Below are 24,003 nucleotides of genomic sequence, written 5' to 3'. Positions count from 1 at the left end.
GCAAATGCAAGGGGCTATGACTATATTTGCCGTCAATCTCAAGCGAATTATCACGTTAATGAAGGACAAAGAGTAAGAACAATCAAAGGAAAAGGAGTCAATTCGTTCAAAATCGAACGAATTGACTCCTTTTTGATTTTCGAAATCATTATAAATTAAAAAACGTAAGTTTTTCAGTGGCCTCATTGAATCTGCTATCGTTTTTCCAATATAGATTTTTTATTTTCTCTTTGCAGTTTTCCATACGTTTTCAAGCCATGGTTCAAAGTCCTTGCCTTTATCACCTTCATACGTATCATACAAATCTGCACGCATTTTCTCTAACTTTTCTTTGAACTCTTCAAACGTGTGATCTGCCGGTAGACTTTTTTTAATTCTAAAGAACACTTTAGTAGCGTCTTTAATAAGATCAGTCTTTGTTCGTTCTGGCAATTCAACATCTTCACCAAGTTTTTTTAGTTGATTGTATGCAGCTTCTTGTACTTTGTATACAGGATCGTTAACCATTCTATGTGATAGTATATCAATGATACGCTCATGGTTGCTTTGCCCTAGTTCTTCAACTGCATTCAGTCGTGCTCTCCAGTTAGAAGCTCTGTTTGAATCCTTCTTTAACTCCGCGTAGTTTTCTGGCAATTCATTTTTCTGTTGTTCATTTGTCAAGTAACCCAATCTCCCTTTTGTTTAAATGTAAATAGCGTGGGCGGTTAACCCATTCAATATAATATATTGTACCAGTTTCTAGACCAATACATACTTTTTTGTTCTAGAATTCCTGTGTTTAAGGATATTCTTTGTTCCATCTCCGTTAAACATAAAAGAAAGTACCTTAGATTCTGACGAAATACCGATGTATCAACACGAATCTTTTAATGAAGAAACAAAGTGATTCTTATCTTTCGGGAAGTTTTTATTGAATTTTTTCTAGAATGAACGATATCCTTGTCACATAAAAACCGCAAACCCTATTGAATTGGGTTTGCGGTTAACTACTATTATGAGCCCATTTTTCTGCGTGAAGAACTAACCTTTTTAGCTTGTTGGCTTTGCATTTTTTTCGCAGATTGTGCCGAATTTCCTTTAGTATTATTTTCAGTTGTCAGGTTTTTCTTTGCCTCTAACTGCTTTTGAATCGCTTCTTTTAAACTCATTTTTACTTTTGGTACATCTTGCTCATTTGTTTCTGACATATACATTCTCCTTTTATTAAATCAAGTGCTAGTGCAACGTTATTCTTTATAAGTATAACTGAAAATAGTAGAATGTGGAATTTCTAACATGCAAAAATAATATTCCTTATAATCATAAGCATTCTCAATGTGCAGTGCGCTCATTCATCTTTCCGACCCCAGCGACAATTCGTTATTTATTTTGAAAGATAATCAATAATTCCCATGGAACTCACTTCCATATCTAATTTGATTAAATAATAGGCTTCATGATCATCTCTTATGTCCTTACTTCTTAGGAACGTTCTTATACGTTCTATTAATCGTTCAGCAAGCACCTCGTGTCCTTTCTGTTCAGACATAACCGCTTTACCCTCATCTGTAAAAATCTTTAACCATTCAGACACTTGACGAAATGTTTCTTTCGGGTTGTTCGTCATTCCAAAATGACCAAAGTACAGTGTATCTAGATTCATTGAATCGATTCGTTCTATTGCATTCTGCATCGCCTCTGGATTGAATTGATTTGGGGAAGTCGAAGGCAAAAATAACTTCACGTCATCTTTTACTAAGGATTCATAAAATACGCCCACAGTATCTCCTACAAATATACCGTTACTGACGGGATCATAAATACTGAAATGGTGATTAGCATGTCCGGGTGTATCTAAAAATTCCAATGTACAGTTGGGACCGATTGTTAACGTATCCCCTTCACCTTTTACAAGTAGCCGATCCTCTGGAACTGGAATAATCGGTTCAAACAACGCTTCAAATTGATCCCCATAAACAGCTTTTGCCCCAGCAATCAATCGCTCGGGAGATGCAAGATGCCTTGTCCCTTTTCCATGAACAACAACTTTTGCATTTGGACAATCTTGTAAAAGAAAACCCGCGCCTCCTGCATGATCAAGGTGTATATGTGTGACAATAATATATTTAACTTGGTCGAGTGTATACCCTAGTGATGCTAAACCTTTTTTTATGTACTTTACCGAAGAACTTGGTCCAGTATCTACCAGTGTCAATTCATCTTCGGCAATTACATACGTTCCTGTCCTCTCAGCAACTCCCAAGTCAAATCCATCTATCAAGTGTATTCTGTCGTTCAATCGAATCGGCTTTTTCTCTTCCATAGTGAATGCCCCCTTATTATATATATTTCTCTCTATTCATTGTAAAGTAAATATTCTGAAACTGCAAAAGAGAGATTTTTCGAAACGTGAAAATTCTGCGTAAGTTTTGAAGCTTATTTTGATTTGTAATTATGTGTTAAGATATACAGATAAAACATTTACTGAAAGGTGGACACAATATGGAGAATATATCTCCTATTAAATTAACTTCTCTAACTGCTAAAGGCGGATGTGGTTGTAAAATTGGACCCGCTGATTTAGCTGCAGTATTAAGCAAACTTCCCTCTATTCCTCCAAACCCTAATTTATTAGTTGGTCTTGATACAAGCGATGATGCTGGAGTTTTTAAATTAACAGATGAGCTTGCAATTGTTCAGACGTTAGATTTCTTTACACCTATCGTTGACAATCCTTACGATTTCGGGCAAATTGCTGCTACGAATGCAATCAGTGACGTTTATGCAATGGGTGGCAAACCTATCACCGCACTAAACATCGTCGCTTTTCCAATCGCAACATTGGATAAAGATATACTTTCAGAAATTCTACGTGGTTCGAGTGATAAATTACAGGAAGCAGGCGTTACGCTTGTTGGCGGCCACTCGATTGATGATAAAGAACCCAAATTTGGACTCGCTGTTACAGGTCTTGTTCACCCCGACAAAATACGTACCAATTCCGGTGCACAACCTGGCGACCAACTAATTCTCACAAAACCAATTGGCGTTGGTATATATACAACTTCATTAAAAAATGGATTACTATCGGATGAGGAAACTGCATATGTCACAAAGATAATGACGACACTTAATAAAAACGCAGCAGAAATCATGAGTGACTATGACATTCATTCTGCTACTGACGTAACTGGGTTCGGATTGTTAGGACATTCTTCTGAAATGGCAAAAGCAAGTAACGTTGGTATCCGGATATATGCTAACCAGGTACCTATCTTACCTCGGGCAAAAGAGTTTGCTGAAGCAGGTAAGGTTCCAGGTGGTACTAAAAGTAATTATTTACACGTGAAAAACGATGTTACTTACCCTGAAGAACTGGACCAAGTTGATCGGTGGATTTTATGCGACGCAGTCACTTCCGGCGGCCTTCTTCTCGCTGTGAATCCTTTAGAATCAAACGCATTTTTGGACCAACTTCAAAGTAATGATGTCGATGCCAAGCTTATCGGAGAAGTAGTTGATGAGCATAAAGGTCATATTGTAGTCGTCTAGCCTCATTTGAAAATTATATTTTCTGCTAAACTAAAAGTATTCTAAATCTGAAATAAAGGTGATTAATTTGTTCAGAGACATAACACTAAATGAACTATTTAACCAACAAAAAAAAGCACCACACACAATGATTGATGTTAGATCCCCTAAAGAATTTCAAGAAGCTACTATTCCTGGGAGCATAAATATACCTGTTTTCAATGATGAAGAACGTGCAGAAATTGGAACGATCTATAAGCAAGTAGGACAAGAGGAAGCAAAAGTTAGAGGTTTAGAAATATTTTCAAGTAAATTACCAAACTTCATTAATGATTTCAAGGATATTGATACACCTATGACCTTGTTCTGCTGGCGTGGAGGCATGCGGAGTAAAACTGCGGCAACTGTTCTTGATTTGATGGGGATACATGCAAATCGATTACACGGTGGTATACGCTCCTATAGGCAGTGGGTTGTGTCAGAATTAGATAAAGAAGATTTTTCTCCGAGGCTGATTGTGTTAAATGGCTATACTGGTTCTGGAAAAACGGAAATCTTAAAAACGCTCGCCTCTCATGAATATCCAATACTCGATCTTGAAAAAATGGCGGGTCATAGAGGTTCAGCTTTTGGACAAATAGGTTTACAACCAAGCAATCAAAAAAAATTCGATTCGTTGCTTCTTACAGAATTGTTGCGCTTGAAGAATGAATCATTCATATTCATCGAAGGTGAAAGTAGGCGCATTGGAAAAGTAAGCTTACCCAACTTTTTGTTTTCAAAAAAAGAAAATGGCCAGCAAATTATTATTCATTTACCTGTAGAAGAACGAGTGAAAAATATACTCGATGATTATGAACCATGGAAGTACCCTGAACATTTTAAAACTGCATTTGAACATATTAAAAAAAGAATGCATGCATCAATTTCAAACCAAATCGAGCAAGCTTTCTCAAAAAATGATTTTGACACAGTGACACGACTTCTACTAGAAAACTATTACGATTCACGTTACGAACATTCAACAGGTCAGAATTCTGAAGATGACTCCATTCATATCTATGCAAAAAATGTAGCTGAGGCTAGCAACGAACTTCTTTCAATCATTGAAACCACTAAGTTAATCAAAAAGAAAAGTCAGCAACTCATTTGAGTAACCCGTTCAGTTGAGTGGTACAAAACATAAATTAATCACACTATTAGAGTCCAATTCGCATACGAATTGGACTCTTTTCTTTTACCTATGTAACAAGGTTTGTAAGTGAAACACACCTATATTAGACACCCTATTGACAAGCCTATCAGCAGGATTACAATTTCTATTGTAGGTCTGCTAATGTATGTGTTAATACCACTGTCAATTTGCGTCTCAAAACACAATGATACATTTCGCCACCCCAATAAAAAAAGGACCATTAAGGTCCTTTTGTATTATTAAATATTCAACACTCGCGCCCGATCGGAGATTATCTAACACATTGATTTCCGTTCCAGACGGACGCGTTCTGGAGGGCGTGCGGTGGACCAACCCGTTCGCTTCGCTACCGTTGGTTGTTTCACCTGTCCCGCTGATCCTCCCAGAGTCGCCGTCTTGCACTCCAATCAACTAGTGTCTACAAATACAAAGCTTTTGCAACAAATGCACCCAAGTTTTGAATTAATGACCTTTCTCATTCGCTAGGAAAACACTTTTGTCTTAAGTAGTTATTTCACTAGTAATCCAACCTTTAATAAATACTTCTAAAGATGAAGCAACCCAAGTCCTACTATCATCTTCATGGTTCCATACATAAATATCTTCTGTGTGAATATAACCATTTAATATTCGGTAACCAAATAGATCGCCACAGCCGTTATCAGAAAAAAATAACAAGTGATCGAATGGCATATAAATATCCTTATAATCAATGAAATTTCTAAAAAACAAATTATCCTCTATTACCTGTGAAGTTGACCATATCAAAGGACAGTTAAAAGTATCGAATACTCCATTTGTTTCATTGTATAACTCCACTAATTTTTTTGGTAAATCGACGTTTAGTTCCCTTGTAATTTGAGTTATCTCAGTCTTAGGAACGGGTTGTTTAAATGAATATTCTGGTAAATTGCAACAATAAGTTAGCCACCTAGATAAAATCCAGTGTATTTATGAATGGGGACTGTTTTCGCCCACCCTTAGAAAGCTGTTTTGACCTTGAACTTATTTCTGAAATGTTAAGCTAATTTTGCTAACTCTTGTTCAAAAAGAACTGCTGGTTGTTGATAGTCTAGAATCCTTCTCGGCAAATTATTTAACTTCTGATAAATCCGTTGGATGGCTTCTGTTGAGTAATCAGAAATCGCCTTTCCCTTAGGGATATATCTTCTGAGAAGACCGTTGTGCCGCTCATTTGAACCTCTTTCATACGGAGCGTAAGGGCGTGCGAAATAGACATCTGTGACATCTTTTAAACTCACTTCGAGATTGGAAAACTCACTGCCATTATCAGATGTAATTGTCTTAAATACTTGTGGGAACAGTTCACCAAAATCTTGTTGTAATTGGTTCATAGCGTAGTCAACTGAATCATGATCTTGATCGTCAAGTAGGATGGCGTAATAGTTTCTCGTTTTACGTTCAACGAGGGTCAGTAATGCGTTATCATCCGATTTTTTTCCCTCAACAGTATCAATTTCCCAGTGACCGAATTCAACTCTTTCTTCAATTTCAAGAGGGCGTTCAGCGATACTTGTCCCTAAAACACGTCGGTTTTTCCGGACGCGTTTGGTCTTTGTATTTAGCCTTGTTTTCATTGGCAAGTCAATGTTTCGAACGCTTAATAAGTCCAAATCGATATAGTTATAAAGGGTTTTCGTAGAAACCGTTGGTTTGTCTTTCCAGTCAGTTTGAGTGGAGGTAAAGCCAACTACAGCATCAGGTGACCAACCTTCTTCAATGATTTTGTCACAAGCAAAATCAATGAATTCGGCTGCGACAAGAAGCTTTCTTTTAGCCCCGCAATTCATTCTGTTTCGTTCATACACAGCCTGTCCCGTTTCAGCGAAATAGGCGGTGTAGGGTGTACGACCTGTTTTAAGCTGGGTCGTTGTTCCACGCTCGAGTTCATTGGCAATCGTTTGGTGAGCACGGCCTAGACGTCTTCCGATGTCCCGATTGGAGTGGCCGGCCTTGTGGAGCGCTGCAATTTGACCACGTTCAAAAGGGGATAGGTGTTTATCTTTACGGTTTTGTATGGTATTCTCGGTGTGTGCCATTATAAAACTTCCTCTCATTGTGAGTCTCGCAACTTCAATGATACACGAAATTTTATAATGGCATTTTTTTGTTTGAATTTAACTGGCTAACTTGATTGTACAACTAGCACAAGAAATTTAAACCTTATATAGAAGAGTTAAATTGATTCAGATGAATTAAAATGGTATTGAATCAGGAGGGATCGTGTGACGAATCATTATTTAACATTATTTAAAATGAAAAGCGAACTTTTAGATCTGATTTCCGGCCAATATGCCTCATTGTCTTACCAAGAGTGGTTTAACATATTATCGGAAAAATTACGAATCCGATTTGGAATTAGGAAAATGGATTTTTTAATACATGTTGAAAGCGGACTGTCACCACTAAACGGCTACCACGGTAAAGAGAGAGAATATATAGAGATTCCATTTAGGTTAATTAACGAGTATGAGACTGAATCTAAAAGGGATTATTTAAATCTGTTTAAAGATAGCGGATATAAATACGCAGATGATTTGCTTATATTTTCAAATAGTAATTTAGAACCGCTAGGAATATTACTTATTGAACCAACTGAAGAATGGCGTTCATTTGCTAGTCAATCTAATCGTTTAGAATTAGAAAAAATAGTATCTTATTTGCTTCAAAACATTAGAAAAACAAGTTATTTGGTTGCAAAGGAGAGAAAGTATAGACAACTTTTCAATGTTACCGAATTATTTAACTCAACAATGGATAGCCAAGTTATTTTAGATGGTATTATAGAAGCTATTAAAGAGTCATTCCCGTTATTTACAGTGGAGCTGCTTCTATCTCATGATCAAAAAGAGTTGACGGACAGCTACAAGTTATTTGATTATTTAAACGAAAGAGCGTCTACAATTGATTCGTTCATATCAGGCGAACTGACCGTAGAAGACTTGCCAGATTCAACTGTTAAGTTAATAAATACGCCGATTAAAGGCAGGCAGGGAATGTATGGCGTATTACAAATTAAAGCACCTTTAGAATTTGTTTTTTCGAAGACGCAAAGGAACTTTATTCGTATGCTTGCTAACACAGCGGGAAGCGCTTTGGAAAATGCGAATCTTTACGATCAGTCTTTCCGGTTAATAAGTGATTTACAACTTGTCAATGAAACATCAAGAAAATTAAATAGTAATATGGATTTTGGTGAAATGGTCGCTTATTTAAAGGTTCAATTACTAAAAGCATTCAGACCGTCTGAAATTGCCTTTGTTTTTTACGACGAAGATGGTAATTGGGACTCATCACCAATGAACACGGAATTCTTTCAGTTAGATTCTGGACAAAAATATATTCAATTTGCATCGTCTTCTTTTAAGGAAAGAAAAGAGGGTTTGTTTGAAGCGAAGTTTAGTTCAACAATAAGCAAGCCTGTTGAATATGAATCTATTATTGCAATACCGATAATGAATCAAGATCAGATTGTTGGTTTTGTAATTTGTTTACATGAAAACTCATACTTTTTTTCATTTGAAAGCTATAAATTAATGCAATCCTTAATAGGTCACTCGTCGTTAGCACTTGCCAACTCAATGCTTCGTGATCAACTGAGGGAGCTTGCTAATAAAGATCATTTAACGAAACTCTATGCCCGTAGATTTATTGAAAAAGCGATTGGGAAATCACTCGATGAAGATGAGCGTGGAGTGTTAATCCTACTTGATTTAGACGATTTCAAAACAGTTAATGACACTTATGGTCATGAAGCGGGTGACGAAGTATTAAGACAAACATCAACTTATATAATCACTGAGTTAGCGGATAAAGGAATAGCAGCAAGGTGGGGTGGAGAAGAACTTGCAATCTATTTACCGAATTACAGTGAGAAAGAGGGAGAGTTGTTCGCCCGTCAACTTGCTGAAAATCTACCGCTTGTCACGGACCCTTCTGTTACTGTTTCTGGCGGTCTTAAAAGTTGGACTTCAGATGATCCAATTCGATTCCAAGAGCTTTTCCATTTTGTAGACAAAGCACTTTATATAGCAAAAGATATGGGGAAAAATCAAATTGTAAAATGCAAGGGATTGTTTATTGCATGATTAATGTTGAGCTTTCCCTTTTTCTTTTCATAAACTAAGGGTAAACTAGTATTTGAAAGATGAGAATTTTCTAACAGACTAGAAAGGGTGCAAAGTTAATGAGCAAAGAACGCCTACACAAAGATACTGAAGTTATTCATGAAGGATATAACGATAAAGAGCATTTTGGAAGTCTGGCTGTTCCTTTATATCAAACCGCAACTTATTCATTTGAAACAGCTGAACAGGGAGAAAATAGATTTGCTGGTGTAGAGGAAGGTAATATTTATTCTAGGCTAGGCAATCCAACTGTCCGGGTTCTTGAGGAGCGAATGACCGCCCTTGAAAACGGAGCAGGAGCGCTTGCATTTGGTTCAGGAATGGCGGCAGTAAGTTCAATACTTGTTCATTTAACTAAAACAGGAGATCATATCCTTTGTTCGAAAGGCATTTATGGATGTACGTTTGGTCTTTTGGGTATCATGAAAAACAAGTACAACATTACACATGATCTCGTTCCAATGAGGACTGAAGAGGAAATTGAGCGTGCGATTAAGCCTGAAACGGTATGTATCTATGTTGAAACCCCAATAAATCCTACTATGGAACTTGTTGACTTATTTGCAGTAGTTAATGTAGCGAAACGTCATGGTCTTCGGGTTGTGGTTGATAATACATTTTCTTCTCCGTATTTACAAAATCCACTTGATATAGGCGCTGACTTTGTTCTCCATAGCGCCACGAAGTATATTAACGGACATGGTGATGTGATTGCTGGATTACTTGTAGGGAATGATAAAGAAGAAATTGAGACAATTCGAATGACAATCCAAAAGGATTATGGAGGTATCATGTCACCGTTTGATGCATGGCTTCTCATTCGTGGTCTAAAGACGTTATCTGTTCGGATGGAACGCCATACATCCAACGCAGAAAAGATAATAAGTTATCTAAAAAGCCAAAAACTTGTCGAGGAAATATACTATCCCTTTGATGTAGATAACCCACAAATTGAAATTGCGAAGCGTCAAATGAAAGCGGGCGGAGGGCTGATTTCATTTACAATCAAGGGTGGAAAAGAAATTGCGCAAAGATTTTTAAACAATCTTGGTTTAATAAAAATTGCAGTTAGTCTTGGGGATGCAGAGACACTAATTCAACACCCGGCAACGATGACGCATTCTGGTGTGCCAGAACAAGAGCGTCTGACTATGGGGATTACAGATTCCTTATTACGCCTCTCGGTAGGCTTGGAATATGCGGAAGATTTAATTGCCGATTTAGACGTAGCATTTAAAATTATTGAAAAGTCGTTAGTGAAAAATTAAAGAAAACGCCTCGACATCCATTTAGTTGATGGGGTCGGGGCGTTTTTGTACTTAGAGATGCGAAATCAAGATGTCAACTACTTTTTCTAGACCGATTTGGTCGTCTTTAGAAAAGCGGTCCAATATCGGACTATCGATATCTAGAACTCCTATTAGCTTACCTTCTTTAATAATTGGCAATACAATTTCTGATTGAGAGGCAGCGTCACAAGCGATATGTCCTGGAAATGCATTTACATCCGGTACGATGATGGTTTCCCACGTTTGAGCGACTGTTCCGCAAACTCCTTTACCTAATGGAATACGGATGCAAGCAGGGAGTCCTTGAAATGGGCCAAGAACGAGTTCATCATCTTCCAATAAGTAAAACCCCACCCAATTAATTTGATCGAAAAATTGGTTGAGCAAGGCCGACGTATTACTTAAATTGGCAACCTTATTTTTCTCGCCAGATAAAAGAGCATCTAACTGTTTTGCAAGTTGTGAATATTTCACACTAATTTCTTCAGCATAATCCGTTTGAATAAACAAATGCGGCACCCCTTATCTAAATTTATTATTTGAAGTATACAGTTCTGCAGTCTCTGAATCAATCAACTTAGGCTAATTCTTTATAAATCGCCATGAAACCGTAAAATTCTTTCCTTTTCGCAACTAAATTTCTTTAAACGTGCTATTATATAGGGTAGTATAATGTTACAGGGATTTCGAGACAGGGGGACCATAATGGAGAACGTAATGACTTACATAATCATAGCAATTATTGCACTTATAATCGTTACTATCATTGCCTTTTTATATAGACGTAAACATATCTCTGAAATTGAAAAGTTAGAGCAGTTAAAATTACAAATTCAACATAAACCTATTCTGGAAGAAATGACGAAAATAAAACAACTTAATATGACAGGTGAAACTGAAGAGAAATTTGAGCGCTGGAGAAATGAATGGACAAAAGTGATGGACGTTCATATGCCAAAAGTTGACTCGTTGTTATTTGATGCTGAAGATGCGGTCGATCGTTTGCGTTTTCGAAAGGTTATTGAAATCGAAAAAAACATTGAAGACGAAATTAAGTTTTGTGACAACAAAATGAATACGATACTTGCCGAGCTACATGAATTAGTCGGTAGCGAAGAGAAAAATCGGATTGAGATGGAAAAGTTGCAAGAGCAACATAGAGCTGCGCGAAAGACAATTCTTGCTCATCAACATTCATTCGGAATGACTGCTAATCCGTTAGAAAAAGAATTAGAAACATTTAATCCGAAATTTGCTGAGTATGAAGAACTAACTGCGAATGGTAATTACTTGCAAGCTCGCGAGTTGGTATTATTACTTGCTGAAAAAGGTGAACATGTATTTTCTTTAATAGATGCAATTCCTTCACTACTTACAGAGTTGCAAAATAAAATACCGACATCAATTCGGGAACTTCGGAGCGGCATATTGGAAATGGAAGACCAGTCATATTATTTAAAGCATTTGGAATTAGTTAAGCATCTCGATCAAATTGAAGAAGAATTAAAAGAGATGTTGTCAAAAATGGCTGAACTCCAAATTGACTCTGTACAACAACGTACAGTCGAAATAAATGACCGCGTCGATTCATTTTATGACATGCTTGAAAATGAAGTGAATGCGAAGCGGTATGTTGATGATAATCACGAACATATGGCAGACAAATTAGTCAAACTTAGAACGGTTACTAGGGAAATTTCGGATGAAACTGCAGCAGTTCAACAGAGTTATCGTATTGAAGAGAAGGAAGCGAAAGTGCCACAAGATGCACTAAAAAAACTCGACCTTATAGATAAACGTTTTGAGTTACTTTCGATAAGGGTTGAAGACCAAGCTTCTGCTTATTCAAGTCTACAAGAGGAATTGCAAGAAATTAGTAATGAATTAGAAATGATATCTATGGAACATGAAAGTTTTGCTCGACGTTTGGAAAATTTGAGAGACGATGAAAACAGTGTTCGCGCAAAACTAGAGGAATTATCACGGAAATTACAAAACACAGATCGAAAGCTTCACAAAGGTAATATTCCTGGAATTCCTGATGAAATGGATGCCCGACTCGAAGAAGCTGAGGAGCAAATTTATATAGTAACTCAAAGCTTGCAAGAAGTACCTCTTAATATGAGCCTTGTTACTGCGTATGTAAAAAATGCGGAAAAATCAGTGGACGATGTAACTGAAAAAGTGAATGAGCTCCTTGAGAATGTCATGCTGATCGAATGGATTATTCAATACGGAAATAGATATCGGACTTCCAATCCTGAAATGCATGCCCGTCTTCAGGAAGCGGAAGAGTCGTTTAGACAGTTTAGGTATGCAAAAGCATTAGAAGAGGCTGCAACAGCAGTTGAAGCAGTAGAACCTGGTGCCATGAAGCGAATTGAAGAACTTGTAGGAGAGACTGCATAAAGTTTGTAAATGTATGAGTGACGTAGCCACCGGCAGATATTAGTGCAGGTGGCTTTGTCACGCTTACAGCAATGAGAGGAAATGAATAGAATGATTTATTTGGACAATAGCGCGACAACAACTCCGAATGAAGAAGTACTAACTTCATTTGTAAAAGCAAATCAACGATTTTTTGCAAATCCCGCCTCACTTCATCGTGCTGGAAAAGAAGCTGAATTGCTTTTAGAACGATCTAGAGAGCAAATCCTAAGCATTCTCGGTGAAATCGAAGGGGAAGTTATTTTTACTTCCGGTGGTACTGAAGCAAATAACTTGGCGGTTATAGGTCTTGCTCGTAAGCTCCAATCGAAAGGCAAGCATGTAATTACAACAGCGATTGAGCATCCATCCGTTTTGTATTCGTTTAAGCGTTTAGAAACAGAAGGATTTGAAGTCGATTATTTATCGGTGGATAAAGATGGTTTAATCTCTCTGGATGAATTGAAAGCAAAACTTCGTGAAAGTACTATACTAGTTAGCATAATGCATGTGAATAATGAAATAGGATCTGTTCAATTAATTGATGAATGTGCTGGAATTATCAGATCTTATTCTCGCGCAGTTTTTCATACAGACGCTGTTCAGAGCTTTGGGAAGTTGCCGATTGGACTCGCGTCTGGTGGTCCGGATGCACTAACAATTTCGGGTCACAAAATAAACGGGCTAAAGGGAACGGGTATTTTAGCTTTAAGAAAAGATCTTTTACCAGAATCTATAAACTACGGTGGCGAACAAGAGGGTGGAATCCGTAGCGGTACGGTATCTGTTCCGAATGCAGTCTCGATAGCAAAGGCAATGCGTCTTAGCGTTTTAGGAAATAAGGTTAAGCAATTTAGTCTCTGGAGAAATCGTCTAATTGATTTTTTAAAAACATTTGAAGATATACTAGTGCTTGCTGAAATTTCAGGAGCACCGCATATTTTAGCGATTGCTTTTAACGGAATCAAAGGAGAAGTTGCTGTCAACTTTTTTCAAGAAAACAACATTATTGTTTCGACATCGAGTGCATGTTCATCAAAAATTAATGATGTTGGACATGTTATAAAGGCGATACAACTTCCGGAAAATTATAGGCATGGTGTAATTCGAATTAGTTTTGGTGAAATCAATGAAGAAGACGATATGATAAAGTTTGAAAAAACACTCCTACAATTTATGGAGTTACTTAGGAGGGGAAAAACAAATGGAATGGAATGAACTGTTAATTCGATATGGTGAATTGTCTTTAAAAGGTAGAAATCGAAACTTTTTCGTGAGAAAACTAAAGAAAAACATTGAAGAGGCACTAAGTGATCTTCCGACAGTTCAAATAAAACCTGAACGTGACCGTATGTTTCTACATGCAGATGGCAAAGATGATATGGAGGAAGCGATAGCTAGAATTCCTAATATATTTGGAATTCAATCGTTTAGCCCTGTAGCGAAATGTGATCCAGAGTTAGATGCGATATTCAAAAAATCGCTTGAAGTTGTAGGGGCACAGGAAACAAACGGAAAAACATTTAAAGTTGAAATTAAGCGACTGGATAAAACATTTCCATTTGTGACAAGTGAATTGCAACTAAAGATTGGTTCTCATGTGTTGCGAAACTTTCCAGAACTTATAGTCCAAATGAAAAAGCCAGATATCACATTACTTGTTGAAATTCGTTCGGATGGCGCCTATCTCACGGCAAGTGTTTATAAAGGAGCCGCAGGAATGCCTGTTGGTTCAAATGGAAAGACACTTCTTATGCTTTCAGGTGGTATTGACAGTCCTGTTGCGGGTTATCTAATGATGAAACGAGGAGTTTCAATTGAAGCTATCCATTTTGAAAGTCCTCCGTTTACAAGTGAATTAGCGAAGCAGAAAGTTATTGATCTCTGTGAGCGTCTCTCTTCGTTCGGTGCTTCGATTCGATTGCATATTATTCCATTTACCGAAATTCAGCAAATGATCGTTGAAAAAGTACCTGATAATGTTGTAATGACTACTACACGTAGAATGATGCTTCAAATAGCGGAAAAAGTTAGAATGGAGATAGGTGGACTAGGTATCGTTACGGGTGAAAGTCTTGGGCAAGTAGCTAGCCAAACGTTAGAAAGTCTAACGGCAATCAACGCAGTTACAAATACACCTATTTTACGACCCCTCATTACCTCAGACAAACTTGAAATCATTGAACTTGCAAAAAAAATAGGTACATATGATATTTCAATACGACCTTATGAGGATTGCTGTACGATTTTTTCACCTGCTAATCCAAAAACGAAACCGAAACTTGAGAAAATTACTTATTATGAAAGTTTTACTGATTTTGAATCACTTATTAGTGAAGCGGTGAATGGTCGCGTTACTTATGATTTACCAATTCAGAAAAAAGATGAGTTTGAAGATTTACTTTAAAATAAAGGCTATGTTAAATAACTCTGTTGATAGTTGATAAAGAATTTGTACACTCCCAGTTGATTGAAGTGGAAGACGGCGACTCCGGGAGGACAGCGGGTCAGGTGAAACAACAACGGGTTGGTCCACCGCCTGCCCTCCGGAACGTGTCAGGGAAAGATCGAACTCTATCTTTCCGCACTTAGGGTCTGAAACGGAAATCAACAGGACTATTCTCTAATAAGCTTTATCAACATTGCCATTTAACAAAGCTAAAATAAAAGAAGGAATACTAATTTTGAAGCTAAGAATAAAGAATGTTGTGGCTTCTGTACTGGTTTAGATAACTTTGGACCACACTTCCACACTAGATGAAAAAATTACCACTAAAACACTCGCATGATTTTTTCATTCCTGCGCATTCTATATGCACAAGGAGGTGTTAGTTATGCCAAACAATTCAAACCAGCTTGTAGTTCCAGGAGTAAGACAGGCGCTTGATCAAATGAAGAACGAAATTGCTTCAGAATTTGGCGTTCAAATGGGACCAGACGCAACGTCGCGTGCCAACGGATCCGTCGGCGGAGAAATTACAAAGCGATTAGTTCGTCAAGCCCAGCAACAAATGAGCGGATATCAAAAATAAATAAAATTGTAAGTAAAGTGATAATTACTCCGGTAGTATACCGGAGTAAACTTTATTGATGAATTTACCAAGATATAAAACGCATGATATTTTCATTCCTGCGCATTCTAAATGCACGAGGAGGTGTTATTTATGCCAAACAATTCAAACCAGCTTGTAGTTCCAGGTGTAAGACAAGCACTTGACCAAATGAAGAACGAAATTGCTTCAGAATTTGGGGTTCAAATGGGACCAGATGCAACATCTCGTGCGAACGGATCTGTCGGCGGCGAAATTACAAAGCGATTAGTTCGTCAAGCTCAGCAACAAATGAGTGGAAATCAGAACAAATAACAATGTATCTAAAGTGAAGGCTGCTCCAGTAATATACTGGAGTAGCCTTTTTTAATGGATTTAATCCGAAAAGTGAAATACTTTTGAATTATCAACCTTGAGTTGTATAATAGATGAGTACATAAAAGGGGGAATTTTAGTGAATCGTGAACAACTTATTGCACCAGAGTATTACAATATTGTGAGTGAGTTTGAAAAGTATGTGACAGATTCAGAAATGAAGGCTCTTATTTATGTAAATTCCCAAGGAGAGAGAAAAGAAATTACATATGCCGAGTTGATGAATTTATCAAATAAGGCCGCAAACGTTTTTAAGGAGAATGGTTTGAACAAAGGGGACGTCATTTTAGTCATGGTGCCACGACTAATTGAATCCTATGTTACCTATATTGGCGCACTGAAAGCGGGACTTGTAGTGATTCCAAGTTCTGAGATGCTTCGAGCTTCGGATATTGAATATCGCTTGACGCATAGCGATGCCAAAGCAATTGTGGCATTTAGCGAGTTTTCAGATCAATTTGACGAAGTGAAAAATATTGAGAATGTCCAATTATTCATTGTTGGCGAAGCAATGGAAGGACAAGTATCATTAACGAATTCAATGGAAGAAGCATCTATAGAATTTTTAGCCCCAGAAACGAAAAGTTCTGATATGGCATTTCTTTCATACACATCCGGAACAACAGGCGCACCTAAAGGTGTTGTACATACTCATGGATGGGGATATGCCCATTTACGAACAACTGGAGCGAGTTGGCTCGGAATAGAAGAAGGGGATGTAGTTTGGGCTACAGCGGCACCAGGTTGGCAAAAGTGGATTTGGACACCATTCTTGTCGGTTTTAGGGAGTGGAGCAACAGGTATAGTTTATGATGGTAAGTTCGATGTCGAAAGCTATTTAACATTGATTAGAAAATACAATGTGAATGTCCTTTGTTGTACACCTACCGAATACAGATTTATGGCTGCTGATGAGCGGTTAGCTGAATTTGATTTGTCTTCGATACGTAGCGCAGTATCCGCAGGAGAACCATTAAACAGAGAAGTGATTGATATTTTCGAAAAGCATTTCTCAATCCAAGTCAGAGATGGGTACGGACAAACAGAAAATACATTACTTGTTGGAACTATGCTAGGAATGGAAGCGCGACCTGGATCGATGGGAAAACCAACACCGGGTAACAGGGTAGAAATTATCGACGACTTAGGAAACCCAGTGGCATCAGGAGAAACGGGTGACATTGCAGTGCATGTATCAACTCCCGCTTTATTTAAAGAGTACTTAGGTGATCCTGAAAGAACTGCTATGCAGTTTCGTGGAGAGTATTATATAACTGGAGATCGCGCGAGGATTGATGAAGATGGATACTATTGGTTTGAAGGCCGTGGCGATGACATCATTGTAAGTTCAGGTTATACGATTGGACCTTTTGAAGTAGAAGATGCTTTAGTCAAGCATCCAGCGGTTCGAGAGTGTGCAGTTGTCGGAAGTCCTGATAAAGTTCGAGGGAATATCGTAAAAGCTTTTGTTGTGTTAAAAAACTCAGAAGAGCAGAAAAGTCCTGGTCTTGTAAAGGAACTTCAAGATCATGTTAAACAATTAACTGCACCTTATAAATACCCTCGTGAAATTGAGTTTTTGGAAGAATTACCGAAAACTGCTTCGGGTAAAATAATGCGCGTTGAACTTCGAAAAAAGGAACAAAAATAATAGGAGAAAACGAACCGTTTTTGAGTGCCAAGGTGATTGGGCAAGTAAAACGGTTCCTTCTATTTGCAGAGATATCAACAGTTTGGAATATTTAATTAAAAGTTCAATAAAACTATAAAAGAGGTGTCGTCATAGGTACTGAAAAAAGCGGGATACTTTTGGCGGTTGCTGCGTATATATTATGGGGAATAATTCCGGTTTATTGGAAAAGTCTTGAGCATGTTGCTAGCATTGAGATATTAGTTTCTCGAATTATATGGGCATTTATTATGACATTATTACTTGTCCTTCTAATGAAGAATGGCCGCCTATTAAAAAATGATTTACTAGTACTTTGGAGTAATCAAAAAGAATTCTGGGGTTTGTCTTTAGCTGCTGTGCTTGTTTCAACTAATTGGTTTTTGTATATATGGGCCGTGAATCATAATTTTCTTGTGCAGACAAGTCTCGGTTATTACATAAATCCACTTGTTTCAGTTGTATTAGGAATTATTTTCTTAAAGGAAAGACTTTCGAAGGGGCAGGTTGTTGCATTTTTATTGGCATTTATTGGTGTCACGATTTTGACGATATCCTATGGTGCGTTTCCTTGGCTGTCGTTTACATTGGCCTTTACATTTGGAGTGTATGGATTAATTAAAAAAAGAATTAAGTTAGACGCGCTACGTGGTCTAACAATTGAAACTATGTTCATTGTTCCGTTGGCGTTAGGTTATTACATATGGCTCTTTCGTAATAAGAGTGCCGCCTTCATGCACGTGGATTTAAAAACAGACATCTTGTTAATCTTTACTGGTGCCGCAACTGCAATACCACTGGTTCTTTTTGCAAAAGCAGTTCAGCGAATTCCTCTTTACCTGGCTGGTTTTATTCAATATATTGCACCAACGATGATGTTATTTTTGGGAGTTGTCATATACAATGAAAGCTTTGGGAAACTGGACTTATTGTCATTTGCATTCATTTGGTCTGCGTTAATTCTTTTCACAGTTTCAAAAGTTATGGAAGCAATAAGAATTAAAAAAGAATTAAAAAAATCGCCTTAAACTAGGCGATTTAATTCTATAAGAAAATTCGTTGTACTTTCTCCCAAAAAGAGTTGTTTTTCAGTTTAACGGTCTTGATTGTTTTATCACTTAAAGTTATTTCTACATTTTCAACATTACGTATCCCCAACGCTTCATTATCGGCTGCTGTTAGAGGAAAATCATTCCCGTCTTGATGAACGTGAAGACGTAATTTCCTTTCACCACTCATAATAAATGAGGAGCCAAGCGTTCTATACTTGTTGTTATTGACGGAGGCAAGCTCGGTTACTTGGAAACACGCAAGTAATGGATCAACGATTGCACCTCTAACAGATTTATTATAAGCAGTACTTCCTGAGGGAGTCGAAATGATAAGTCCATCGCCAAGGAATGTTTCAAATAATTTGTCATCAATAATGACGTCCAGTACAAATGTGCGAATAATATTAGAACGTATACTGAATTCATTTAAACAGTAAAATGGGCGTTGATCATCGATTTTTACTTCGATTAGTGGATAGCGTCGAACTTCGAGTTCAGATTCTCTTATGGCTATTGTCATTTCGTGGATGTTGTTATAGTGAAAATCACAATATAATCCTTGTTTTCCTGCAACAGAGATACCAGCGTAGAGGCAGTTCTGTCTAAATCCGGTTTTTCTAACTGCTTGTAAAAACTCGCCATCTCCACCAATGCTTAAAATGATATTTGCGTCCTTACTGTTTTTGGTCATTGTAAAACCTTCGTGAATCAATGCTTCTTCAACATTCGTTTTTTTATCAAGCGAATCAGCATCGTGTTTATGATATATGTATATATTCATTCTTTCTGTCAATGCACGCACCCCTTATAATTGAGTTATTTATATTTTATCACGTAATGAAACATTTGGGTAAGTAATACGTATAAGTTAAGTGAGGTATATAAAGGAGGAATATTGAATGACAGCAAAACGATGGATTGCCATCATAATTACAGGGGCACTTATTTTTATTTCAGTAGGTGTCAATTCGTTATCTTATTTTTTTACAAGGGATTTTTCTCAACTATTTGATGAATTTGCTATGTCTTCGTCTTCAGAGTATAGTGAATCGGTAATCGAAAGCGGGGTAGGACGTGACAAGATTGCTGTCCTAAATTTAGATGGTGTTATTCAGGATACCGGTGGACTATCTTCATTTATGGGGACGGGATATAATCATCAGTTTTTCATGAATCAATTAAATGAAATTCGCATGGATGACAGCGTAAAGGGTGTCGTTCTTCGAGTGAATTCACCAGGTGGAGGAGTAGTTGAATCTGCAGATATTTATGATGGATTAATTGCCATACAGGAAGAAAAGCAGATTCCTTTATATATTTCAATGGGAGGTATGGCAGCTTCAGGTGGGTATTACGTAGCTGCACCTGCAGACAAAATCTTTGTAAATCGCGAAACGATTACAGGGTCTATAGGAGTTATCATGGAAAGCTTGGACTATTCGAAGCTAGCTGAAAAGTACGGAATATCTTTCAATACCATAAAGACTGGTCCATACAAAGATATTATGAGTGGATCTCGTGAAATGACGGGTGAAGAGCGTCTAATGCTTGAAGAAATGATAGGAGATTCTTATGATCGTTTTGTTGAAATTATTGCTGAAGGTCGTGGAATGTCCATAGCAGAAGTTAAAAAAGTTGCGGATGGCCGTATTATGAATGGGAGACAGGCAATAGAAGCTGGACTTGCAGATGAATATGGAAAATCGTCTGATGTGATTGCAGCTATGAAAACAGATTTTGACCTGGAAGACGCAACGGTTTTTGAGTATTCATTGAATGAAAGCTTTAGTTCGTTGTTTGGATTGAAAGCCAAGTCCTTTTTGAGTGGTGGAAACATTGAATCAGAAGTAATTGCAAAGTTACTGTCAGATCATAGTACACCAAGAATGATGTATTTATACGGTGATAAATAAGGAGGGGTCATTTTGTCCGAAACTATTGAGTATCAAGCGAGTGAAGATGGAAAACCCAGTTATTTAGATCGTACAAATGGCAAGCAAATAATGGAGAATGAAAGATTTAGCCCGAAAGTTGCGGGGTTTTGGATTCGCTTTTGGGCGTATTCAATTGATTTACTTATCATTTATGCAATTAGTGGCATATTAATAAAGCCATTATTTAGAGTCGCTGACTTGTCGGTTTCAAGCCCGATTTTCCTGTTTTTTAATACGTACAAAATAACAGCCCTCATTATGTTGCTGCTATACTTTGCACTTATGACGAAGTTTTTTCAGCAAACAATAGGGAAAATGATTTTTGGTGTAAAGGTCGTATCAAATAATGGTGAAAAACTTACATGGGGTGCTGTAGTGTTTCGAGAGGTTTTCGGAAGATTCATATCGAAAATGTTGCTAATACCTTACTTGCTACCTGTATTTATGCCGAGAAAAGAAGCGCTTCACGATCTTTTTGCAGATACGTATGTTGTGCATGAATATGTTTATGAAAAAGGGCTAGAAGGTATATACCCCAATAAAACCGAACAGTTGCCAGAAGGTAGAGTAGTTTAGTATGATTAAGTAGAAAGGGAGGCGTTTTTTAATGGCAAAAGTTACATTTCAGAACAATCCTGTAACACTGTTAGGCACGAAAATTTCAGTAGGTGATTCGGCACCAGGCTTTACAGTACTAGCGAATGATTTAAGTCCTGTAACCATAGAAGATTCAAGCGGAAAGGTCCGTCTGATTAGTGTGATACCTTCAATTGATACAGGCGTTTGCTCTCAGCAAACTCGTAACTTCAATAAAGAAGCGACATCGCTTGGTGAAGATGTTCAAATACTAACTATTTCATGCGATTTACCTTTCGCACTGGCGAAGTGGTGTGGCGCCGAAGGTATTGAAGCAGTTCAAACGCTTTCTGACCATAAAGATTTATCATTCGGCGAAGCATACGGCACAGTTATTGAAGAATTACGTCTACTAACACGCTCAGTCTTCGTTGTAGATAAAGAAGATAAAGTAACGTATGTAGAATATGTTTCCGAAGTGACGGATCATCCAGATTACGAAAAAGCAATTGCAGCGGTAAAAGAATTAACTAACTAATAAATAAAACCCATTCGGAAACGAGTGGGTTTTTAGTAATTGAGGGATACTATTGAAAACAACGACAGAAAAGATATTTTCATTTATTGATACATATGCTACGTCTTCGGAAGCACTCTATTTAGAAGGTGTAGTTGAAGCCTGCGAACTTTGGCTTTCGGGCGAGCAAAAACCAGACATTGAAGGCGATGCTTCTAAAGAGGAAATTCGCCGTGGAATTCAACTGTCAATACTGAAAGGTATGCAACAAAATGCACAACCCCATCATCAGATGACCCCAGATTCAATTGGCATGTTGATTGGTCATATTGCTGAAAAACTAACAAAAGGTGCCGAGGGGATTACACTCCTTGATCCTGCGGCTGGAACGGGTAATTTACTTTATACTGTTATGAATTCAATTGGAAAAGAAGTAAGCGCATCGGCCGTCGAAATTGACGAATTACTTGTCCGGCTTTCTGCTGTGACTGCTGAGTTACTTGAGCATCCAGTCACGTTTTATGTGCAAGATGCATTAAAGCCATTGCTGATTGATCCAGTAGACGTCACAATTAGTGATTTACCGGTGGGGTATTACCCAGATGATGATAATGCATCAAATTATCATTTGATGCCTATAAAAGGACACGCTTATGCACATCATTTATTTATAGAGCAGTCAATAAATCATACAAAACCTGGCGGCTACGCCCTATTTATCATTCCAGCAAACTTGTTTGATTCGGACCAATCTGCAAACCTACATCCTTTCCTTAAAAATCACACAATTATACGTGCGGTCATTCAATTACCAGAAACATTATTTAAAAATACTGCACATTCAAAAAGCATTTTAATTCTTCAAAAACCATCACCAGAAATAAAAGTGACTCCGGAAGTTCTTCTTGCAAAAGTTCCAGATATGAAAAATAAACAGGCGATGGCGTTATTTTTCAAAAAAGTCGACATGTGGGTTGAAGAATAACAGGGCATTTTATATTGATATCTATAAATTGTTACTTCATTTTGAATAGGGGTGTGTTTAATGCCGAAAATTTTAGCGATTAATGCTGGTAGTTCTTCATTGAAATTTCAATTGTTAACGATGCCAGAAGAGGTAGTGACTGCAAAGGGTCAAATTGAACGAATAGGTCTATCTGATTCTATTTTTTCGATGAAAACTGAGAGTGAAAATGTGAAAATAATTAAGGATATTAATAATCATGGGGAAGCTGCAACAATCCTTCTAGGGATGCTTCTTAGTGAAGGGGTTGTTAAATCGTTCGATGAAATTGATGGGGTAGGCCACCGAGTAGTACATGGTGGAGAAGTTTTTAGCGATTCAGTTTTGATTAATGATGAAGTTGTTGCTGAAATTGAAAATCTATCTGAACTTGCACCACTTCATAATCCAGCTAACTTAACAGGGATATTAGAGTTTAAAAAGGCGTTACCATCAGCCCCTGCTGTTGCTATTTTTGACACCGCATTCCATCAAACCATGCCAGAAAGTTCATTTCTTTATCCGTTACCATATGAGTATTACCAAAAGTATGGAATTCGTAAATATGGTTTTCATGGGACGAGCCATAAATATGTTACTGAAAGGGCGGCGGAATTACTAAATCGTCCACTTGAAAAAACGCGACTCATTTCATGTCATCTCGGAAATGGAGCAAGTATTGCTGCTGTAGAAGGTGGTAAATCTCTGGATACTTCGATGGGTTTCACACCACTTGCTGGAGTGACTATGGGAACACGGTCGGGAAATATCGATCCCGCACTTATTCCATATATTATGGAACAAACAGGTAAATCTGTTGAAAGTGTACTAGATGTATTGAACAAAGAGTCTGGAATGTTAGCTGTTTCTGGTTTCTCTAGCGATCTTCGGGATATCGAAATTGAAGCTTTGGCTGGTAATGAAAGAGCTCAACTTGCTTTGGATGTATTTGCTGATCGCATTCATAAGTATATCGGTTCTTATGCTGCGAGAATGGGTGGTGTTGATGCGATCATTTTCACTGCTGGCATTGGTGAAAACTCAAGTGTTGTTCGAGAAAAAGTATTAGCAGGGCTTGAATTCATGGGAGTTTACTTTGATCCGGATTTGAATGATACCAGAGGCGCAGAAGTGTATCTTAGTTTTCCATATTCTCCTGTAAAAGTACTTGTCATTCCAACAGATGAAGAAATTATGATTGCGCGAGATACCGTTCGTGTAGCGAGATTATAAAAAAGGTTTCCCTTTACACTCC

Annotated in this window: 23 protein-coding genes; 16 read left to right on the top strand and 7 right to left on the bottom strand. The window is 37.6% G+C overall.

All coding sequences use genetic code 11. The features are described 5' to 3' along the window. Positions 1 to 219 precede the first annotated feature (219 nt). The 3 genes from ACXYMX_RS12470 to ACXYMX_RS12460 all read right to left on the bottom strand — a co-directional run bounded on the left by ACXYMX_RS12470 (position 220) and on the right by ACXYMX_RS12460 (position 2,305). A complete protein-coding gene (locus ACXYMX_RS12470) occupies positions 220 to 663 on the bottom strand; it encodes a HEAT repeat domain-containing protein (RefSeq protein WP_459044560.1) in 444 nt (147 codons plus the stop codon). 332 nt (positions 664 to 995) lie between these two features. Next, positions 996 to 1,190, bottom strand: a complete 195-nt coding sequence (locus ACXYMX_RS12465; protein ID WP_459044559.1) for a hypothetical protein — start codon at positions 1,188 to 1,190, stop codon at positions 996 to 998. Between the two features lie 176 nt (positions 1,191 to 1,366). Continuing rightward, on the bottom strand, positions 1,367 to 2,305 hold the full coding sequence (locus ACXYMX_RS12460) for an MBL fold metallo-hydrolase (protein WP_459044558.1): 939 nt from the start codon (positions 2,303 to 2,305) through the stop codon (positions 1,367 to 1,369). 188 nt (positions 2,306 to 2,493) lie between these two features. On the opposite strand from ACXYMX_RS12460, the gene selD reads away from it, so the two are divergent. Then, the gene (selD, locus tag ACXYMX_RS12455) at positions 2,494 to 3,534 is read left to right on the top strand and encodes a selenide, water dikinase SelD (protein WP_459044568.1); all 1,041 of its coding nucleotides are present in this window, start codon (positions 2,494 to 2,496) and stop codon (positions 3,532 to 3,534) included. Between the two features lie 58 nt (positions 3,535 to 3,592). Further along, positions 3,593 to 4,666: a tRNA 2-selenouridine(34) synthase MnmH gene (gene mnmH, locus ACXYMX_RS12450; RefSeq protein WP_459044557.1), complete on the top strand. Its 1,074-nt coding sequence runs from the start codon at positions 3,593 to 3,595 to the stop codon at positions 4,664 to 4,666. 543 nt (positions 4,667 to 5,209) lie between these two features. Here the strand turns inward: mnmH and ACXYMX_RS12445 are convergent. Continuing rightward, the gene (locus ACXYMX_RS12445; RefSeq protein WP_459044567.1) at positions 5,210 to 5,650 is read right to left on the bottom strand and encodes an SMI1/KNR4 family protein; all 441 of its coding nucleotides are present in this window, start codon (positions 5,648 to 5,650) and stop codon (positions 5,210 to 5,212) included. 77 nt (positions 5,651 to 5,727) lie between these two features. Then, the gene (locus ACXYMX_RS12440) at positions 5,728 to 6,771 is read right to left on the bottom strand and encodes an IS30 family transposase (RefSeq protein ID WP_459044566.1); all 1,044 of its coding nucleotides are present in this window, start codon (positions 6,769 to 6,771) and stop codon (positions 5,728 to 5,730) included. Positions 6,772 to 6,954: 183 nt separating this feature from the next. Between ACXYMX_RS12440 and ACXYMX_RS12435 the strand changes: the two genes are divergently transcribed. Together ACXYMX_RS12435 and megL are read left to right on the top strand one after the other, a co-directional pair. After that, a complete protein-coding gene (locus ACXYMX_RS12435; RefSeq protein WP_459044556.1) occupies positions 6,955 to 8,817 on the top strand; it encodes a sensor domain-containing diguanylate cyclase in 1,863 nt (620 codons plus the stop codon). A 98-nt stretch (positions 8,818 to 8,915) separates the two neighbouring features. Then, the gene (gene megL, locus ACXYMX_RS12430) at positions 8,916 to 10,124 is read left to right on the top strand and encodes a methionine gamma-lyase (RefSeq protein WP_459044555.1); all 1,209 of its coding nucleotides are present in this window, start codon (positions 8,916 to 8,918) and stop codon (positions 10,122 to 10,124) included. Positions 10,125 to 10,175: 51 nt separating this feature from the next. Here the strand turns inward: megL and ACXYMX_RS12425 are convergent, their stop codons facing one another. Beyond that, positions 10,176 to 10,655, bottom strand: coding sequence for a GAF domain-containing protein (locus tag ACXYMX_RS12425; protein ID WP_459044554.1), 480 nt, complete (start codon positions 10,653 to 10,655; stop codon positions 10,176 to 10,178). A 207-nt stretch (positions 10,656 to 10,862) separates the two neighbouring features. On the opposite strand from ACXYMX_RS12425, the gene ezrA reads away from it, so the two are divergent. From ezrA to rarD, 7 genes are all read left to right on the top strand, one after another. Beyond that, the gene (ezrA, locus tag ACXYMX_RS12420; protein ID WP_459044565.1) at positions 10,863 to 12,554 is read left to right on the top strand and encodes a septation ring formation regulator EzrA; all 1,692 of its coding nucleotides are present in this window, start codon (positions 10,863 to 10,865) and stop codon (positions 12,552 to 12,554) included. Between the two features lie 90 nt (positions 12,555 to 12,644). Beyond that, entirely contained in the window at positions 12,645 to 13,790 is a 1,146-nt protein-coding gene (locus ACXYMX_RS12415; RefSeq protein ID WP_459044553.1) for a cysteine desulfurase family protein, read from the top strand. After that, entirely contained in the window at positions 13,777 to 14,979 is a 1,203-nt protein-coding gene (gene thiI / locus ACXYMX_RS12410) for a tRNA uracil 4-sulfurtransferase ThiI (protein WP_459044552.1), read from the top strand. The genes ACXYMX_RS12415 and thiI overlap by 14 nt, the downstream gene beginning before the upstream one ends. A gap of 427 nt (positions 14,980 to 15,406) precedes the next feature. Beyond that, a complete protein-coding gene (locus ACXYMX_RS12405; protein ID WP_459044551.1) occupies positions 15,407 to 15,604 on the top strand; it encodes a small, acid-soluble spore protein, alpha/beta type in 198 nt (65 codons plus the stop codon). A 132-nt stretch (positions 15,605 to 15,736) separates the two neighbouring features. Continuing rightward, positions 15,737 to 15,937: a small, acid-soluble spore protein, alpha/beta type gene (locus ACXYMX_RS12400; RefSeq protein WP_459044550.1), complete on the top strand. Its 201-nt coding sequence runs from the start codon at positions 15,737 to 15,739 to the stop codon at positions 15,935 to 15,937. A 139-nt stretch (positions 15,938 to 16,076) separates the two neighbouring features. Beyond that, a complete protein-coding gene (gene mbcS / locus ACXYMX_RS12395; RefSeq protein WP_459044549.1) occupies positions 16,077 to 17,648 on the top strand; it encodes an acyl-CoA synthetase MbcS in 1,572 nt (523 codons plus the stop codon). A 158-nt stretch (positions 17,649 to 17,806) separates the two neighbouring features. Further along, on the top strand, positions 17,807 to 18,694 hold the full coding sequence (rarD, locus tag ACXYMX_RS12390) for an EamA family transporter RarD (protein WP_459044548.1): 888 nt from the start codon (positions 17,807 to 17,809) through the stop codon (positions 18,692 to 18,694). Between the two features lie 16 nt (positions 18,695 to 18,710). On the opposite strand, the gene ACXYMX_RS12385 is transcribed toward rarD, so the two are convergent. Beyond that, positions 18,711 to 19,499, bottom strand: a complete 789-nt coding sequence (locus tag ACXYMX_RS12385; protein ID WP_459044564.1) for an NAD kinase — start codon at positions 19,497 to 19,499, stop codon at positions 18,711 to 18,713. Between the two features lie 118 nt (positions 19,500 to 19,617). On the opposite strand from ACXYMX_RS12385, the gene sppA reads away from it, so the two are divergent. Genes sppA through ACXYMX_RS12360 form a run of 5 tightly spaced genes read left to right on the top strand, consistent with a single transcriptional unit; the run spans position 19,618 to position 23,981 of the window. After that, positions 19,618 to 20,631: a signal peptide peptidase SppA gene (gene sppA, locus ACXYMX_RS12380; RefSeq protein ID WP_459044547.1), complete on the top strand. Its 1,014-nt coding sequence runs from the start codon at positions 19,618 to 19,620 to the stop codon at positions 20,629 to 20,631. Positions 20,632 to 20,643: 12 nt separating this feature from the next. Continuing rightward, positions 20,644 to 21,228, top strand: coding sequence for an RDD family protein (locus ACXYMX_RS12375; protein WP_459044546.1), 585 nt, complete (start codon positions 20,644 to 20,646; stop codon positions 21,226 to 21,228). A gap of 31 nt (positions 21,229 to 21,259) precedes the next feature. After that, on the top strand, positions 21,260 to 21,766 hold the full coding sequence (gene tpx / locus ACXYMX_RS12370; RefSeq protein ID WP_459044545.1) for a thiol peroxidase: 507 nt from the start codon (positions 21,260 to 21,262) through the stop codon (positions 21,764 to 21,766). Between the two features lie 52 nt (positions 21,767 to 21,818). Further along, a complete protein-coding gene (locus ACXYMX_RS12365) occupies positions 21,819 to 22,730 on the top strand; it encodes a class I SAM-dependent methyltransferase (RefSeq protein WP_459044544.1) in 912 nt (303 codons plus the stop codon). Positions 22,731 to 22,790: 60 nt separating this feature from the next. Next, the gene (locus tag ACXYMX_RS12360) at positions 22,791 to 23,981 is read left to right on the top strand and encodes an acetate kinase (RefSeq protein ID WP_459044543.1); all 1,191 of its coding nucleotides are present in this window, start codon (positions 22,791 to 22,793) and stop codon (positions 23,979 to 23,981) included. Positions 23,982 to 24,003 lie beyond the last annotated feature (22 nt).

This window comes from Sporosarcina sp. CAU 1771 (assembly GCF_054482775.1).
This window is presented reverse-complemented; position numbering and strand designations above follow the sequence as displayed.